We start from the raw sequence: 16,334 nt of genomic DNA on the forward strand, positions 1-16,334 counted from the left end.
GACATGAACAACGATCAGAACTACGCCTATCAGACCGACAACACGCCACTGGCTCAGGCCATGATGCGGGCTCAGGCTGCACAAGCCGAAGCGGACAAGGCCAAGCAGGATGCCCTCGCTGCCGAGGCGATAGAACGCGCCAAGCAGGAAGAGATCGACCGCGCGGTAGAGCTTTCCGTCAGGAACAATGCCCAGCTCCAGGCCCAGCGCATGGGCATCAGCACCAATCGCGTGATCACATCGCAGAGCGCCGGGGTCGTTCCGCCCATGGCAGAGGTCGAGAAGACCACGGTCAGGGTTCTCGGCGGGTTCGAGGTCTCTTACCAGCAAGCCAAGGACATGGCCGAGGTCGGGCAGATCACGCAGGCCGAGTTCAACAAGGCCGTGGTCGACGGGCTGGCTGCCCGAGGTTACGCGGCACCGAAGTCTTTCAGGTAACCCCGGGGGCCGAGAGTGACGGGGCGGTTGATGCCGCTCCGTTGCCCACCGGGGAAGATGAGCAGACCGAGACCGAGGACGAGAAACTGACCGACGATGAGAAGGCGGAGAAGCAATATGCCGAGTTTGTCCGCATGGCCGACCAGAGCCTTGACCGCTTCAGGGACACCCACAGCGAGGCCCAGCAGCAATTCATCGTGGACGCCTACGTGGAGACTGGAGAAATTCCGACTGGGGAAGCATTCGGGATCGAGCAGGTTGAGGCGGCTGTTGTTGAGGCTGCATTCAGCCAGCACTTGGACCGCAATGTGCTTCGGCACCATGGGCTGACGCTGGAGACATATCTTGAGCATGTCGACGAGGCTGATTACCCGGCGCTCCGAAGGGCTGCGGCCAAAGGTGAATGGCACGTCTTCCATGGTCACGCCACGGCGATAGCAGCGGCCCGCAAGAACGGTTCTGCCTACAGCGACTAACTCGCACTGCAACACCTTCCCTGCCCCGATGCGCCGCCCCAAGAGGTGCGTCGGGGTTCGGGTTCTAGCGCTACGACCGCGTACAACTCGCAAAAGTCAGTCAGCACTGCGTCCGCTCCAATACGTACGGTAGTCACGCTCATTTCTGAAAAAATCGCTCGGCATGGAGAAACAAAGTTGAATTAAGCGGAGTAATCGGCAAAGGAATTAACCTGGACTTCGACTGGGGGGAACTGTGGCGTCTCTAAAGGCTATTTTTGACTACCACGCCGTGTTTCTGGATCGGCGATTGATTGCTCGTGTCTCCAGAGCAGAGCAGGTCGGCGATGGCGCCAGAGCAAGACATTCATACGAGTTCGATGCATTTGACGGAGATTTGTCCGCTGAAGACTACAAGCGGGCATTTAGTGACCCGACCTATGTTGATCCGTTCGCTATTGTCCGGGTTGTCACGACGAAAAATCGGTTTGAAACCCTATTCGACATAAGTCCTGAGGTCGGAGATTGGCTTGAACTAGATATTGCGCCAACACAAAAGCCATCGATTGGGCCAATGGCGTTTTATGCCCAGCTCAAGCCCAATGGCTATACGGAGCAGTCGCGCGGCACACTACGGCAGGCTCGCTTCCTCTTCTCGGACCGGGAGCCGGATGGAGGGCCAAGGACGCCCCCACGGCCACTACTCTCGTTGGGGGCTGCGGTCACCGTCACATCATCTTATGCGCAGCAGCTCGCCGTAGACTGCCAATTCCCGTCATCGGCATTGGCCAACAAGGCTCAGCTCCGCACCCTGCTTGCTGCGATACCAAGGCCACATGCTGTTGTTGTCCATGACGTGGGGCAAGCCAGCTTCGTGTCGCTTGTCAACAACCTTGGGAAACCGTCACTCTACTACGACGCCGGCTGGCCGATCGTTTTCAATGGGCGAACAGTTCCAAGGCAATTCGCTCTGCCGAGTTCCAAGGTGCCGATCGTCCTTTCCCACTGGGACTTCGATCACCTCGCTGGCTTCTACCAGTTCCCACAGCTTCAAAAGAGCCGGTGGGTCACTCCAATCCAGAAGTTCGGCGCTAATGCGAGACGCATCGCTGGAATACTGGCTGCCAATGGCACCCTATTTGGCTGGCCGGGCGGTGCACTCCCATTTCCATGGGGTCAAGCAGAGCAGTGTGCGAGCCCCCCAAGTCAGATGAACGACAGTGGGCTGGCCTTACGAGTGACACTAAACAACGGAAAAAAGGTGCTGCTTGTTGGCGATGCGGCATACGACAATGCTGGCCTCCCACCGGGGGCGTCTTTCGACTTTCTGGTGGTCACGCACCACGGTGCCAACTTTGTCGGGGCGGTGCCGAAATCGACGTCAAGGAGGGCGCGCGGAGTTGTGTCCGTAGGAAAGGGGAACGTCTACAAACACCCGAAGGATCATGCGCTTTGGCGGCATAAAGTACGGGGGTGGGCCGTAATCCCAACGTTTGGAAAGATCGGCAGTCCCAGAGGTGATCGTTGGTTGGGACCATGAACATCAAACTTACGTGCCATCGTCGCCTTTGAGGTTGACCGAGAGATACACCAATGCTACCCGTTGAGATACACCAAGGCGGTCGACGCTTTGGGGAAGCGGTCGTACCAAACGATTGTAAATAAAAGCTTTTCTGGCGATTTCACACCCGGTTCGATTTATCAGACTTGTCCGGCCCGGGGAGCCACCGCATCTTCTACGCTATGGCGCGATATTGCGCGCCAGCGCGCGTTCCCTGCGCTACGATCCGCTCCACTTGTGCTAGAATGGCGGCAAACAGCGGAGAGGCCGATCGAAGTCAGCGGTAAGCTGGCGTAGCGCCCTACCGTCGCCTAGGCTTGCAAGGCCCTCATCACAGATTCGGCGGCGATGAAGGTCTGCGTCTTCCAATGTCCGAACGGTGCCTTTGAACGCAGCCGTTGGCCCTTCAGGCAGCGACGGCGCAGGCGCGTCATCTTCGTAGTGGTTCCGGTCTCGTCGATAAACACCAGCCGATGTGGCTCAAGCCGCATCCGCGGCTGGCGTTTGGCCCGCCACTGCTGGCGCGCCTTGCTGATGTCGGGTCGATCTTGCTCGCTGGCCAGCAGCGTTTTTTTGAAGCGGTAGCCGTTCCTGATGAGCCAACGTGAGATCGAGGCCGGAGCCACTTGGACGCCTGTAGCAGTAACCAGCTCGGCGGCAAGCTCCGGCATGGTGATGTCGTCCTTCTCGGCCACACAACCAATCAGGAACGCACGATGCGGGTCGAGCTTGGAATGGCGGCGGCCTCCGCTCGGCTTGGGCACCAGGCTCTCGGTCTTTCGATAGTTCCTCATCAGGATCACGACGAACGAAACCGATACCCCAAAATGTGCCGCCGCCGCACGCCGCGAATGGCCAGCCTCGACAAACCGCACAACGCGTTCACGCAAATCGAGCGAATAGGGCTTGGGCATGGCAAATCACCTCCTTAAGGAAGTGAATCACAAACCCGACGTTAGCGGAATCCTTCGCGATTCAACCTGAATGTCCGACGCTCTAGTCTCGAGGAAGTAGTTCCAGGCAGCTTGTAATCGCATCAGCTTCAACTGGTTTCTCCAGAAACGCACGGGCGCCTGCAGCCATCACCTTGTTTCGCGTCGCCTCGTTTGGGAAAGCCGTCATGAAGATCATCGGAAAAATCCGGCCTCTTGCTATCAGCTCCGCCTGAAGTTCGTCGCCCGACATTCCGGGCATCTGGATGTCAGTGATCATGCAGCCAGGATCGTCGGCAATTTTATCGTCAAGAAATTCGAGCGCCGACGCATAGCCACACACTTCATAGCCGAGAGATCTGAGCAGGCTGGCGAGCGAGCTTCGCACTCCGTCATCGTCATCGACGATCGCAATCTTGGGAATCTTGAGCATAATCAAAGGCGTTCATGCCGCTCGATTGCAGCAGGTCATCTCCACAGAGCCACCCGTCATCCATGAGGCACATTGGCCCGAAAGGAAATCATACGGAGGTTTGCACCACGCCGGTCAGCGACCTGAAATACCCAGCGCCTCTGCCTTGCGAACAAGGTCCGCGAGCGTGCGGACGCCCATCTTGCGCATGACATTGCCGCGATGGATCTTCACCGTGATTTCCGAAAGCCCGATCACGCCCGCCACCTGCTTGTTCATCAGGCCGGCGACGACATGACCCATCACCTCGCGCTCGCGCGGCGTCAACGTTTCATATTCCGCTCGCAGGCGATCGCTCTCCGTGCGCTCGACCCTCCTGACCCGATCCCGCTCGATCGCGCTTGTTACCGCGTCCAGCATGTCCTGGTCGCGAAACGGCTTTGACAGGAAATCGACGGCGCCGGCTTTCATGGCTCGGACCGTCATCGGAATATCGCCGTGACCGGTCATGAAGACCACCGGCAGTTCGATTCCCTGTTTCGTCATCTGCGACTGGAAGTCCAGGCCGCTGACGCCCGGCAGACGGACATCGAGGATGATGCAGCCCGGCGACTGGGGAAGGCTGGCTTGAATCATCTCGGCCGGACTGCCGAACAAGTAGGTCGACATCCCGACCGAACGGAACAGGCTTTCGAGTGCGTCGCGCACGCCCGGGTCGTCGTCGACGACGACAACAAAGGGAGATGGTCCTGTCGGAGACGAAGCAACTTTCATGGAAGTAGCCCTGTTCATGCGGTCGCGCTTGCATCGACGGAGGGTAGGGTCACGCGGAACGTCGCGCCCTGCCGCGGCAGGCTCTCAACTGTCATTCGCCCGCCATGCGCCTCAATCGTTGTCTTGCATATGGCAAGGCCCATTCCCATGCCGTCCTGCTTGGTCGTGAAAAACGGTTCGAACAATCGCTGAAGATGCTCATTCGGTATTCCCGGCCCGGTGTCCTGCACGATGATCTCGATGTCGTCCACCTCGGTTTTGGCGGCGGTTATGAACTGCATGCGCGCGCCGTCCTGCCCGGCCATGGCGTGCGCCGCATTGATCATGAGGTTGACCAGGACTTGCTGCAGCTGAACGCGGTCACCGCGTATGTTGGGAAGGTGAGGCTGCAGGTCGATCTTGAGCTGTATGTTGGCCTTCGCAATCTCACGCTGGACGAGCGCCACGGCGTCTTCCACCAATGCGGACAAGGCCAGTTCGTCTCGATGTGACGGCGCCTTCTTCAGGAAAGCCCTGATGCGCTTCACGATGTCGCTTGCCCTTCGCCCCTCGGCGACAGCGCGCCCGAGCGCGAACTCCACCTCGTTGAGCTCGGGCGGATCGCGGCGGAGCCAGCGCATCCCTGCCTCGCCGTTCGTCACCACCGCCATGAGCGGCTGGCTGACCTCGTGCGCAATCGACGCGGTCAGCTCACCGAGGGTGGCGACGCGCGCGGCGTGGGCGAGTTCGGCCTGTGCCTGCTGGATAGCGTCCTGGGCGCGCTTACGGTCCGTGATGTCCATTACGTATACCAGAGCCTTGTCGCCGTCGTCAGGTGAAGAGGGAAAGGTGATGGTGAACAGCACAGGGACGGCCTTCCCGTCGCTCGAGACCATCTCCGTCTCCCCCTCATAGAAGGCGTCACCGCGCGCAAACGCAACGAGCGCGCCCGGGAAAGTCGTATCGGCCGCACCCAGGACATCGTCCAGCGTGTTCAGGAACTGCGTGCGATCATCCACTGAAAGCATGGACAGGAACGCTGCATTGACGTCCACGATTCTGATGAGCCGTCTGGCGCGCGTGTAGAAGTCCGGGTTGGCGGCGAGATGGTCGGCAATCGAGGTCCCTTCCTCCGCTACGTTGGCAAGCTCGGCTTGGACTGCGCTCCAGTCTTCTTCGATGACGCCGATCCGGCTTGTATCGAACATGCGCCTGTAGCGCCGCTCACTCCTGACCAGTGCTGCATGAGCTGTCTGGCGCTCCGTTATGTCGGTGTGCGTTTCCAGGACGCCAACGCCGTTTCCGTGGCGGTCCCGCTGTATCGCCCACCGGCTGTCCAGCACGAGCCGCGCACCGGTTCGTGTCTGATGCTCTAAGATCCCCTCCCATCGCCCGCTTTTGAGCAATGCAGCTTCAACCACCGCCCGGTCGGCAGGGTATTTCGTACCGAGCAGTTCGTCCGCCACCCGACCGATCGCCTCGGCTGCGGTCCAGCCATAGACCTCCGCGGCAGCGTCGTTCCAAAAGGTGATGACACCGCGGATGTCGCGAACGAAGATCATGTCGTGCGAGAGGTTCAGCAAGCGAGCCTGCGCAGCCAGGGTTTCCGTGGCGGCCTGACTCTGGAGCGCCAGCGCGGTGGCGATGGCGATGGCCGCAAGGCTTACGGCCGCGCGTAAGGCGGGAGATCCGAAGCTCTCCATGGCGTGGGAAATGACATAGGCCAGCACCGTCAGTACGATGGCGCCAGCAGCGGCGACCAATACGTCCGCTCGCCGCGAGGTGCGGGCCGCAATGAGTACGACGAGCACGTAGAGTACCGCGATCGCTCCCTCGAGCGGCGACAGCACGTCGAACAGGAAGATGCCAAGCGCAAGGAGGACTGCCGCCAAGCGGTAGACGCTGTTGCTCATGCTATGTCTCGGTTTAGTGAACCGAAGTCGCTTGGCAAACCTGGGGAGCCGAGCGCCGAGATGGCCCGGCGTACTGCAGATGAGCAGAACAGCCGACCATCCGGCCACGGGCGTTCACCGGCTCGGCCGGCTGGAAGGTCTTATCGCAAAGGGGCCGCATTCCTCGAAATCCCTCCAGGTCATATCACCGCCTTCTGACAGCCCATTTTCGGGCAGGTAGAATGGCAATTCAACCGAAAAGACCGAGCCATCGTTCTCGACCGACTGGCCACAGATCGGATGGGGGGAGCAGGTCGGCGGCCTGACGCACGATTGTCAGACCGAGACCCAGCCAGTCGATCGGCCGTCTGGCCGCCCCACCCGACGGCGACGCTACCCGCTTCCGGTGATCGGCCTCATGAAGCTCGGCTTCACGGCGCTGTCTCGCCTGCGGCTTGCTCGATCAACTCCGCCACAGCCGCAGGGTGCGACACCATCACGACATGGGACGCGCCCTTGACGGAGACGGTTTTGCGCGCACGAGCCCGTTCAGCCATGAACTCGGAGACCCGTGGCGGAATGTTCTTGTCGGCATCGCCGTAGATGAACCAGCTGGGTATGGCTTTCCAGGCCGCATTGGCCTGGCGTTCGTTGAGAGCGGCTTCGGTGATCGGGCGTTGCGTTGCCGCCATCAGCTTCGCTTCGCCGACCGGGACGTCGGCTGCAAACTGGTCGTGAAACTTGTCCTGCTGGATGTACAGATCCGAGCCGCCTTCGGACAATGCGACTGGCTTGGCGAGCGTCGGGCCAAGCGAACTGCCGGGAAACTTGCCGGAAAGCTCCACGGCCGTTTCGCCGACCTCCGGTGCGAAGGCAGCGACGTAGACCAGCGCCTTCACATTCGCCTGGCCCGCGGCGGCTTCGCTGATCACTGAACCCCCATACGAATGGCCGACGAGTACGACAGGAGCCTCGATGCTGGAAGCAAGAGAGGCTATATAGCCGCCGTCTTTCTTGACGCCACGCAAGGGGTTGGCTGCGGCCACGACGGAGTAGCCGTCCTTCTCGAGGATAGCGACAACGCCGTTCCAACTCGACGCATCCGCAAACGCGCCATGCACCAGAACGACAGTCGGCTTTCCGGATTGCGCCTGTGCGCTGCCCAAAGTGGCGGCAATGATGGCCAACCCTGCCAGTAAGGTTTTCATTGTGTGGTCCTTTCGTGTTGGAGATAATTAGACAGCGGAGTTCAGAGCGAGGAAAGACGGCGACGCAGGCCGAGAGCCTGACCGGTCGTCCGTTTCGTCGCGAGGGAAGTCGGTCGACTGGCTTAGTTCCCGCCACCGTTCCAGCTCTTCCAGCCTTCTTAGATCCGCCTGCACGAGAATCTTCAGGGCATCGCTTCCCACTGGCAGTCGGAATGGCGGATCATCCATTGCCGCTATCTTCAGGATGGCCTGGGCCACGCGAGCCGGGTCGCCCGGTTGCCGACCGTCATAATTGCGCTGCATGCGGGCCGTCTCGCCCACCACTCGATCATATTCGGGGCGGCCCTCCTTGAGGGTGGTCGATACACCGGAGAAATCGGTTCGCATGCCGCCGGGCTCGATCACGGTGACTTTCACCCCGACAAGTCCCATTTCGCGGGCGAGGCATTCCGAGAACCCCTCTATGGCCCACTTCGCCGACGAATAGGGTGCGCGTCCAGGAGCCCCGATACGCCCTCCCACGGACGAAAACTGGATGATGTGCCCGCTGCGCTGCTCGCGCATGATGGGGATAGCGGCCTTGGTCACGATGATGGTGCCGAACAGGTTTGTCTCGATCTGCCTCCGAAAATCCTCCAGTGCAGTGTCCTCTACCGAATTGACGTTTCCATACCCGGCGTTGTTGACCAGCACGTCGAGCCCTCCGAACGTGTCGACGGCAAGCCTCACCGCAGCCTCGGCGGCGTTCGGATCAGTTACATCCAAGGGGAAGGTCCTGACCGATTCACCGAAGCGTGCGCCCAGGTCGGATATCTGTTCGGGATTGCGGGCCGTTGCGATAACCTTATGCCCGGCCTCGAGGACCGCTTGGGCAAGCGCGCGGCCCGTTCCTCTCGAAGTCCCAGTGATAAGCCATCTCTGCGTCATTTGTTGTCCCTTTCCATTTTCGCCGCCAAGCGCTCTGCACCAAACGCGCGTGGCTATGGTGCGTAGCGCGTGAAGACGTAGTCGTCGTTTTGGACGCGGGCCTCGTGGCAGGCGAAACATGTCTCGTGCTGCGCTAGGTCGACCGGCTTGCCATCAATGAAACGGCCGAAACCCCAGCCGCCACTCGCCGCGTATTTCTTCGCATCCTTGACCATCACCTGCACGGTCGTTGGGGCTCCCGGCACGGATGCCGATTCGAACTCCGCCGACTGGGTTCGCTTCCAGGCCAGCTTCACGAGAACGCTGCCATCGGGGAACGGCAGCGTGCCTTTCCTGTAGGCGTCCAGTGCGACCGCGTTTCCGACGACCGCACGGAGTTCGTTCAGCGGGTCGCCTTCCAGCGCGGGCGCGACCAGCTCCCATTTTCGGTATCCATCCGGAATTGTCACCCCGTAGATCGGGGATACCTGCAAAGGCTCTTGGGCGCCGGCCCTGTCAATCGCCACGCATGTGATCGCAAGTGCCGCGGACAAGGCTGCGACGGCTGCAATGGCCAGATATCGTTTCATCACGCTTCTCCCCTCAGAAGCCGTCTACGTCGACGATGGCCTTGGCGAACGCCTCCGGCGCTTCCTGCGGCAGGTCGTGGCCAATGCCGCCCGACACAAACCGATGCTCGTACTTGCCCGAGAACTTGCCGGCATAGTTGGCCGGATCGGGATGCGGCGCGCCGTTGGCGTCACCTTCCATGGTGATGGTTGGAACGCCGATCACGGGCGCCTTGGCGAGCTTTTCCTCCATCTCGTCATAGCGACGTTCGCCGTCGGCAAGGCCGAGCCGCCAGCGGTAATTGTGGATGACGATGTCGACGTGATCGGGATTGCGAAAGGCCGCGGCGCTCCTGGCGAAGGTCGCGTCATCGAAGTTCCAGTGCGGCGAGGCGAGTCGCCATATCAGCTTGGCGAAATCATCAGTGTTCTTCGCATAGCCGGTGCGTCCCCGATCCGTGGCGAAGTAGAACTGGTACCACCATTGCAACTCGGCCTGCGGCGGAAGCGGCGCCTTGTTGGCCGCCTGGCTGCCGATCAGATAGCCGCTGACCGAAACCATCGCCTTGCAACGCTGCGGCCAGAGAGCCGCAACCACATTTGCGGTGCGCGCTCCCCAATCATAGCCGCCCAGGATCGCCTTCTCGATACCGAGCGCGTCCATGAAGTCGACGAGATCGACGCCGAGCGCGGCTTGCTGCCCGTTGCGAAAAGTAGCGTCCGAACGGAAGCGGGTCGTCCCGTATCCGCGAAGATGCGGGACGAGGACACGGTAGCCAGCGCCGGCAAGAAGAGATGCTACGTCGACATAGCTATGGATGTCGTAGGGCCAGCCGTGCAGCAGAATGACGGCGGGGCCGTCCGCAGGACCTTGTTCCGCATAGCCCACAGAGAGCAGGCCGGCATCGACCTGCTTCAGGGCGGCGAACGCGGCCTTTGGCGATGTAGCTTGCGACATTGCCGGTCGCACCGCCACTAGCTGCGCCATGGCCACGGCTGCGGCCCCGACCGCCAGGAGGCGACGGCGATCGAGGTCGATGAATTCAGGGTTGGTTCCGGTCTGCATTGGTGGCTCCAGTCGAGTCGGATGAAGGGATTGGCGGCGGTGCGCGTTAGGCCAGAGTGATGGCCACTTTGATGTTGCCGCGCGTAGCTTTCGAATAGGGACAAGTCCGATGCGCGGCATCGACAATCGCCCGCGCTACGTCAGGATCCAGGCCGGGAAGGCTCACATTGAGACGCGCACTGAGGAAGAAGCCGTCCTCGCCGGAATTCAGGTCGACCTCCGCATCGATCGCCGTTTCAGCGGGCAAAACCCCCTGCATCTTGCGCGCGGCGATCGCCATCGCGCCTTCAAAGCAGGCCGACCAGCCAGCCGCGAAAAGCTGTTCCGGATTGGTGCCGTCGCCCGGGCCGCCAGGCGTGGAAAGCCTGATGTCAAGCCTGCCGTCGGAGCTGCGCGAGGAGCCATCGCGGCCACCGGTGGTATGAACCCGGCCGGTGTAGAGCCGCTTCGGTTGTGTGATCATCGTTTGAATCCCTTCCATGAGAACCATTCAATCAACGCAGCGATCTGAAGGCCGCTCGTATTTCGCGTGTGAAGATTTCCGGCTGTTCCCAAGCGGCGAAGTGGCCGCCGTTCTCCGCCTCGTTGAAGTAGATGAGGTTGTGGTAGCAGCGCTCAGCCCAGCCGCGCGGCGCACAATAGATTTCACCGGGGAATACGGTCACGGCGACCGGAAGCGCCTGAATGTCGACCGCGTTGAAGTTGTTGGAATGGTCTTCCCAGTATATCCGCGCGGCCGATGCACCCGTTGCGGTCAACCAATAGAGCGAGATGTCGTCGAGCATCTCGTCCCTTGTCAGCACACGCTCCGGCTGTCCGTCGCTGTCGGTCCACTGAGCAAACTTTTCGTAGATCCACGCGGCAAGCCCAAGTGGTGAATCGACCAGCGAATAGCCAATGGTCTGGGGCCGTGTGACCATCATCGCCGCATAGCCGGAACTGTCCCTGTAAAATTTGTCGAGCGCGTCGAACGCCTTCCTTTCATCGTCGGGAAGGTCTTTCGGCGCTGGCCCGCCGGCCGCCAGAATAGCCGCGATCTCGCTTGGAACCGTGCCCGGCATATTGACGTGAATGCCGATAAGCCCCGGCACGTTCTGCAACGCCATTCGATGCGATATCACCGAGCCGCAATCGCCGCCCTGCGAGACATAGCGATCATAGCCCAGCCGCTGCATCAGAAGCGCCCATGCTCTGCCGATGCGATCGGAACCCCACCCCGTCTTGGTCGGCTTTGCGGAGAAGCCGAAGCCGGGGATCGAGGGCACGACGAGGTGAAAGGCGTCCTCAGCATCGCCGCCGAAGGCTGTCGGATCTGTGAGAGGCCCCAGGACTTTGAGAAACTCCAGAATCGAGCCGGGCCAGCCATGCGTCATGATCATCGGCAAGGCGTCGGCATGTGGCGAACGAATATGGATGAAGTGGATCTCGAGCCCGTCGATTTCGGTGACGAACATCGGCAGCCGGTTGAGGTGAGCCTCGATCGTTCGCCAGTCGTAGTCGGTCGTCCAGTATTCGATGAGGTCGCGAAGCCGTTCAAGCTGGACGCCCTGCGACTGAGCTGTGACGGTCTCTTTGTCCGGCCAACGCGTCGCCGCCAGGCGCTGACGAAGATCAGCGACGGCTGCTTCCTGAATGTCGACGCGGAAGGGTCTTATAGCTGTGCTTTCAGCCGCAGCGGCCGTGCTTGACGGCAACAGGCCAACGGCGCCGGCAGCCGCAGAGATGGCGAGCAAGTGGCGTCTTGTAAGGATAGGCGACATCGTGGACATCGATCATTCTCTCGGGACAGGAAGTCTTCTTGCCTTAAGGTAGAGGCGACTGGACCGAGTGGCTGCTATACATAGATATGGATCGCTAGCACTTGTGGGTCGCAGAGCGTCGCCATCCAGCCTCGATCGGCCAATCGCATGTCATGGGACCAGCAGCAGCTTGCCCGTCGTCCCGCGGCTTTCCATGTCGGCATGGGCGGTTGCTGCGTCCGCCATTCCGTATTCGCCACCGATCCGGACACTGAGCCTGCCTCCATGATCCAGTCGAAAAGCTGCGCCGAATGCGATCGCAGCACTTCAGGCGTGTGGATGTGGTCGGAACAGACCGCATAACCGATCTTGATGCTTTTCGGTAATTGCATGATGTCGAACGGTCCGGGACCGCCGAGCACGGGCCCGTACCAGCAAAGGTCCCAGAATGGCGGAGCGCGTCGAGCGATCCCTGGAATGTCTTAGGACCCGACGACAACCCCGAGGGAACACCCATGGAGGTCTTCGACGGCTTTCGGACGGCACTGGCCAGCAACCGCGCGCAGTTCTTCCTCGAATGAGCTGCAGCTGTCCCTGCCCCGTGTCATCAGCCATGCGAGCGCGTCGCACCCCATTGGGTTCGCATACCCTCGGGATAGACTCATGATTTTATCTGAATTCCTCTATTTTACACCTGCATACTTGGTCGGCGCCATGGCGCGGGCTAAGCTGCCCGATCTGGTCGACGTGATCTTCGACACGTCAGGGCAAGCCGATTTCAAAGGCTTCAATGAGGAAGGTCAGGTGGCGCGGCCTGTTCTATTCGGATTCGATGCGCGACATGGTATCCGGACCCTCTTCCTCCCGGCTCCGTATTTGTCGCCCTGGCCATTTCGCTTGTCGTGGGTTTCGTCGTGGCGATAGGTTTAACATGAACGCCAACACGCCCCCAAGCGAGGCTATTCGTGAAGGTCGAAAGCGACTGCCATTCCAAAGGCCGGGGCCGCACTGATAAGGTAGACCAGTTCATCGTCAGTAACCAGCAGATGCGGAACGTCTCGGCGAATCGCTGCGATGGTCCCCTTTACCGATATGATTTCACCGCGAGAGGCTTGCAGGATCACTTTCTGCACAAGGTCCTTCGTGGCAGCTGCGGCGGGTGGAGAGTTCGATCGATCGCCCATCCTGGGCGCCCCCTCAAGGCTAGAACCCAAGCGATCATTGATGATCCTACTTGGGAAAAATCAACATACGATTGCGTGTGAAGGCGGGGTCGGGAATGTTTGGTGGAAATTTCTGAGCGGGGGATTGGATAACTGGCTCGCGCGAAGACCCCCCGTACCCCTTCGGTTTCCACATGGCCCATGGGCATAGCCTTGCTATGTACCTTGGCAGCGTCCTCGATCAGTTCGGCTATTAAGGTGCGGACCCGTAGGTCGGACCTATCCCCTATGTTTCCCACATCTTTGGTCACCATCCCCGGCGAAGATACGGACACCGCCCCGCTCACCTTAACGTTGACCGTAAAGGTTCTTCTAGGCGTCTTCTCCAATTCTCGCTTCCTGTAGATCTGGAAACGAATCGACGGGGTTAAAGCTTTGACCTGCCGGCGTGGCGCGGTGTCTATGTCGATAGCCACCTCGCCTGCCACGTCAGCCTTGGCCGCCTCCAGCGATGCAATCACGACGTCGTTTAGCCAAGCCTTTGCCTGCTCGCCGAAGTCCGCCATGGGGGCATCTCGCTTCCCCATCTCCGCGCCGCCGACGGGCTCCTCCTGCTGACGGCGAGCTTTCTTCCCGCGCTCAAGAGCTTCTTTAAACTTTGCCATCCCTGTTGCTCCGATTTGTCATCAGACCACCCCCGTCAGATCGGCTATGGCGCCCTCCCATTTCACTAGAACGCGCACAGTCGGGGTACGTTGCGTTGGGGAGCCTTTGGGTTCGCCGCTATTCAGCGTTTGGTCAGTCACAACGAACGTTGACGTTAGACAATGCTTCGGCCACCACCTTGTCAGGCACAACGCTTGAACTGGACAAAGCCGTGAATCAGTACGTCATCTACACCCGCGTTTTGACGGACTGGCTTTGCGTTTCGTCCGTGCTTTTGAAGCAGCTCGCTCACGCGCAGATCAGCACCGGCGATCGTAGCTTGGCGCACGAAGTGAGTCGCGCTCTCCTCCACGACGTCGCAACGGGTGCAGAGGCCTGCGGGCAGGAACAGGCGGGCGTCGCGCGCCTTGAGTTCCAGGCCCTGCCATATCTGCGCACGGGTCAGCTTGGTCTCGCCTCGGGGATTCACCGGAACGGTAGCGGTCGAGTAAATCATGATATGTCTCCTGGACAGAACGTCGGTGATGGGGCTCAGCCGGCAATTGCGGCCGCATAGTCGCGATAGGAGCGCAACGGTCGGCCCAGCAGCGCGGTCAGCCGATCGACATCGCCGGCATCGGGGACCATGCCGTCCGTAAGGAAGCGCTCGGCCATCAGGCGCATGTCGAGCGCCATCCAGCTCGGCATGACCTGCCGCAGGTTCTGCTCGAAGCCGGCGGTGTCGTCGCCGGGATACGCGATATGTCGACCGAGGACGTCCGTCCAGATCGCTGCGACGTCCGTGCCAGTCAGCGTGTCGGGGCCGACCAGGTTGATGCGGTTGAGCGGGAGCGGCGCGGCGGCCTGCTCACGGCGGAGGAGTTCGATCGCGGCGATCTCGCCCAGGTCCCGCGCGTCGATCATGGCGATGCCCTTGGCTCCGATCGGCATCGGATAGATGCCGTAGCCGATCACCACGTCCTTGATCGTGATGTCGTTGTCCATGAAGTAGGCGGGCCGCAGGATGGTGGCGTTGAGCTCCATCTGTTCGATCATCCGCTCGACGCCGAACTTGCCCGCGAAATGCGGCACATTGACGTAGATGTCGCTGTGGATCACCGACAGATAGACGATCCGCTCGATGCCGGCCTCACGGGCAACGGCCAGCGCTACCAGCGCCTGAGTGTATTCGTCGGCCACCACCGCGTTCAGCAGGAAAAGGGTGGAGACGCCGGAGAACGCCTTGCGCAGGGAATCGACATCGAGCAGGTCGCCCTGCACGACATCTACGCCAGCGGGGAAATTGGCCTTCGAGGGATCGCGAACCAAAGCGCGCACATCGGCGCCACGCTTCACGAGCTGTTCGACTACGTTGCGGCCGACATTGCCGGTCGCGCCGGTAACGAGAATGGTCATGGGATTACTCCTGAGTTGAGCCGGATGGCGTCCCAGAAAATTAGTGATCCACATTTGTGTCGGTAGGCATTATATCTGAACACGCCGTCCCACAGGTGGAACACATGGATCTACTTGCCCTTGCTGATTTCAATCTGGTCGCCCGCCACGGGGGCTTCGGTAAGGCCGCCCGCGCTGCCGGGCGCCCGAAGGCCACCTTGTCCCGACGCGTGGCGGAACTGGAGGCGAGTCTGGATCTACGGCTGTTTGAGCGTGGCGCGCGCGCGTTAAAGCTGACGGAAGAAGGACGCGCGCTTTTCGAGCGCGCGGGCCGGTTGCTTTCCGAGCTCGAAGAGACGACGGCGGCGATCGCCTCAGGCGGCGAAAGGCCGCGCGGCCGGTTGCGGATCAGCGCCCCATTGCTGTTCGCACAGACCGCGATGGGGAAGATCGCCGCCGGCTTCGCCCTGAAATACCCAGAGGTCAGGCTCGAGGTCACGACCGAAGACCGCGTCGTCGACATGATCGAAGAGGGATTTGACCTGGTGATCCGGGTCAATCCGGATCCGGATGAGAGCCTCGTTGGGCGAGCCTTTCTGCGTGATCGGCTGGTGGTCGTGGCAAGTCCTGACCTCGCCCTGCCGGCCGAAGGCCTGGCGACCCCGGCCGTCATGCGTTCGACAGATCGCGGGGCTTGGGAGGTGAAGACGCCCACTGGCCGGTTAACAATCGCGATCGAGCCCGTCCTTGCGTTGTCGTCGCTCATCATGGTCCGGGATGCAGTGCGAGCGGGCGTCGGCGCGGGACGCCTTCCAGTGTCGCTAGTGAGCCATGATCTGGCGGACGGAACGCTGGTACTTTGGGGGGATGTCGAGGGACCCGACATCGCCCTGTGGACACTCTATCCCTCTCGGCGGCTGCTGAGCGCGCGCGTCTCCGCATTCCTCGACCATCTGAAACGCGCCTTTCCCATGGGGACACCTGACGAGCTGGCCGCCTATATCGGCAAATGACTCCCAGGAAACTGGCTAACCAAACTGATGCGTTACTCCATAAATCTTTCAGCGTTACTTCACACCCGAATTACGGTGACAGTGCACTTTTTGGGGCGGCATTCAGGGCCTTTCCGCCGCAAATCTCGGATGCGCGTTTTTTAGCCTTGCCTGACCGGCAGCGCCTTTTCCCCGGAATCGACCGCCC

General features: G+C 60.9%; 17 protein-coding genes and 3 pseudogenes. 6 read left to right on the forward strand and 14 right to left on the reverse strand.

The features are described from left to right. Nucleotides 1–3 precede the first annotated feature (3 nt). The 3 genes from NKH83_RS13155 to NKH83_RS13165 all read left to right on the forward strand — a co-directional run bounded on the left by NKH83_RS13155 (nt 4) and on the right by NKH83_RS13165 (nt 2,433). Nucleotides 4–438 carry a hypothetical protein gene (locus NKH83_RS13155; RefSeq protein WP_352804955.1) on the forward strand — a complete coding sequence of 145 codons (435 nt, stop codon included), beginning with the start codon at nt 4–6 and terminating at the stop codon, nt 436–438. Between the two features lie 41 nt (nt 439–479). Further along, nucleotides 480–914 (forward strand): hypothetical protein, encoded by a 435-nt coding sequence (locus tag NKH83_RS13160; protein ID WP_352804958.1) that lies wholly within the window; start codon nt 480–482, stop codon nt 912–914. A 235-nt stretch (nt 915–1,149) separates the two neighbouring features. Then, on the forward strand, nt 1,150–2,433 hold the full coding sequence (locus tag NKH83_RS13165; RefSeq protein WP_352804961.1) for a ComEC/Rec2 family competence protein: 1,284 nt from the start codon (nt 1,150–1,152) through the stop codon (nt 2,431–2,433). Nucleotides 2,434–2,765: 332 nt separating this feature from the next. Here NKH83_RS13165 and NKH83_RS13170 read toward each other — a convergent pair whose 3' ends face one another. The 11 genes and pseudogenes from NKH83_RS13170 to NKH83_RS13220 all read right to left on the reverse strand — a co-directional run. Continuing rightward, complete coding sequence (locus tag NKH83_RS13170) at nt 2,766–3,368, reverse strand: IS630 family transposase (RefSeq protein ID WP_352477713.1); 603 nt, start codon at nt 3,366–3,368, stop codon at nt 2,766–2,768. A gap of 82 nt (nt 3,369–3,450) precedes the next feature. After that, nucleotides 3,451–3,819, reverse strand: coding sequence for a response regulator transcription factor (locus NKH83_RS13175; protein ID WP_254818283.1), 369 nt, complete (start codon nt 3,817–3,819; stop codon nt 3,451–3,453). Between the two features lie 114 nt (nt 3,820–3,933). After that, a complete protein-coding gene (locus tag NKH83_RS13180) occupies nt 3,934–4,572 on the reverse strand; it encodes a response regulator transcription factor (protein ID WP_352804964.1) in 639 nt (212 codons plus the stop codon). A 14-nt stretch (nt 4,573–4,586) separates the two neighbouring features. Then, on the reverse strand, nt 4,587–6,464 hold the full coding sequence (locus NKH83_RS13185; protein WP_352804967.1) for a sensor histidine kinase: 1,878 nt from the start codon (nt 6,462–6,464) through the stop codon (nt 4,587–4,589). A gap of 410 nt (nt 6,465–6,874) precedes the next feature. Then, on the reverse strand, nt 6,875–7,651 hold the full coding sequence (locus NKH83_RS13190) for an alpha/beta fold hydrolase (RefSeq protein ID WP_352804970.1): 777 nt from the start codon (nt 7,649–7,651) through the stop codon (nt 6,875–6,877). Between the two features lie 27 nt (nt 7,652–7,678). Continuing rightward, on the reverse strand, nt 7,679–8,578 hold the full coding sequence (locus NKH83_RS13195; protein ID WP_352804973.1) for an oxidoreductase: 900 nt from the start codon (nt 8,576–8,578) through the stop codon (nt 7,679–7,681). A 53-nt stretch (nt 8,579–8,631) separates the two neighbouring features. Next, entirely contained in the window at nt 8,632–9,147 is a 516-nt protein-coding gene (locus tag NKH83_RS13200) for a cytochrome P460 family protein (RefSeq protein WP_352804976.1), read from the reverse strand. A gap of 13 nt (nt 9,148–9,160) precedes the next feature. After that, complete coding sequence (locus tag NKH83_RS13205) at nt 9,161–10,192, reverse strand: alpha/beta fold hydrolase (protein ID WP_352804979.1); 1,032 nt, start codon at nt 10,190–10,192, stop codon at nt 9,161–9,163. Between the two features lie 46 nt (nt 10,193–10,238). Beyond that, a complete protein-coding gene (locus tag NKH83_RS13210; protein ID WP_352804982.1) occupies nt 10,239–10,655 on the reverse strand; it encodes an organic hydroperoxide resistance protein in 417 nt (138 codons plus the stop codon). 31 nt (nt 10,656–10,686) lie between these two features. Then, nucleotides 10,687–11,961: an epoxide hydrolase family protein gene (locus tag NKH83_RS13215; protein ID WP_352804985.1), complete on the reverse strand. Its 1,275-nt coding sequence runs from the start codon at nt 11,959–11,961 to the stop codon at nt 10,687–10,689. A gap of 141 nt (nt 11,962–12,102) precedes the next feature. After that, nucleotides 12,103–12,424, reverse strand: a pseudogene (locus NKH83_RS13220) (zinc-binding dehydrogenase); the annotation flags it as partial. Here NKH83_RS13220 and NKH83_RS13225 point away from each other — a divergent pair. Together NKH83_RS13225 and NKH83_RS13230 are read left to right on the forward strand one after the other, a co-directional pair. Continuing rightward, a pseudogene (locus NKH83_RS13225) lies at nt 12,423–12,503 on the forward strand (non-heme chloroperoxidase); the annotation flags it as partial. The pseudogenes NKH83_RS13220 and NKH83_RS13225 overlap by 2 nt on opposite strands. Before the next feature lie 91 nt (nt 12,504–12,594). Continuing rightward, a complete protein-coding gene (locus NKH83_RS13230; protein WP_352646760.1) occupies nt 12,595–12,855 on the forward strand; it encodes a hypothetical protein in 261 nt (86 codons plus the stop codon). Nucleotides 12,856–13,051: 196 nt separating this feature from the next. Here NKH83_RS13230 and NKH83_RS13235 read toward each other — a convergent pair whose 3' ends face one another. The 3 genes and pseudogenes from NKH83_RS13235 to NKH83_RS13245 form a co-directional block, all read right to left on the reverse strand. Further along, nucleotides 13,052–13,759, reverse strand: coding sequence for a hypothetical protein (locus NKH83_RS13235; protein WP_352804988.1), 708 nt, complete (start codon nt 13,757–13,759; stop codon nt 13,052–13,054). A gap of 293 nt (nt 13,760–14,052) precedes the next feature. Next, a pseudogene (locus NKH83_RS13240) lies at nt 14,053–14,256 on the reverse strand (AtaL-like protein); the annotation flags it as partial. 35 nt (nt 14,257–14,291) lie between these two features. Next, entirely contained in the window at nt 14,292–15,155 is an 864-nt protein-coding gene (locus tag NKH83_RS13245; RefSeq protein ID WP_352804991.1) for an SDR family oxidoreductase, read from the reverse strand. A 104-nt stretch (nt 15,156–15,259) separates the two neighbouring features. Here NKH83_RS13245 and NKH83_RS13250 point away from each other — a divergent pair, with 104 nt between their 5' ends. Further along, nucleotides 15,260–16,147 carry a LysR family transcriptional regulator gene (locus NKH83_RS13250; protein WP_352646766.1) on the forward strand — a complete coding sequence of 296 codons (888 nt, stop codon included), beginning with the start codon at nt 15,260–15,262 and terminating at the stop codon, nt 16,145–16,147. Nucleotides 16,148–16,334 lie beyond the last annotated feature (187 nt).

This window comes from Mesorhizobium sp. M0909 (genome assembly GCF_040319515.1).
In the GTDB taxonomy this organism is placed as follows: domain Bacteria; phylum Pseudomonadota; class Alphaproteobacteria; order Rhizobiales; family Rhizobiaceae; genus Mesorhizobium.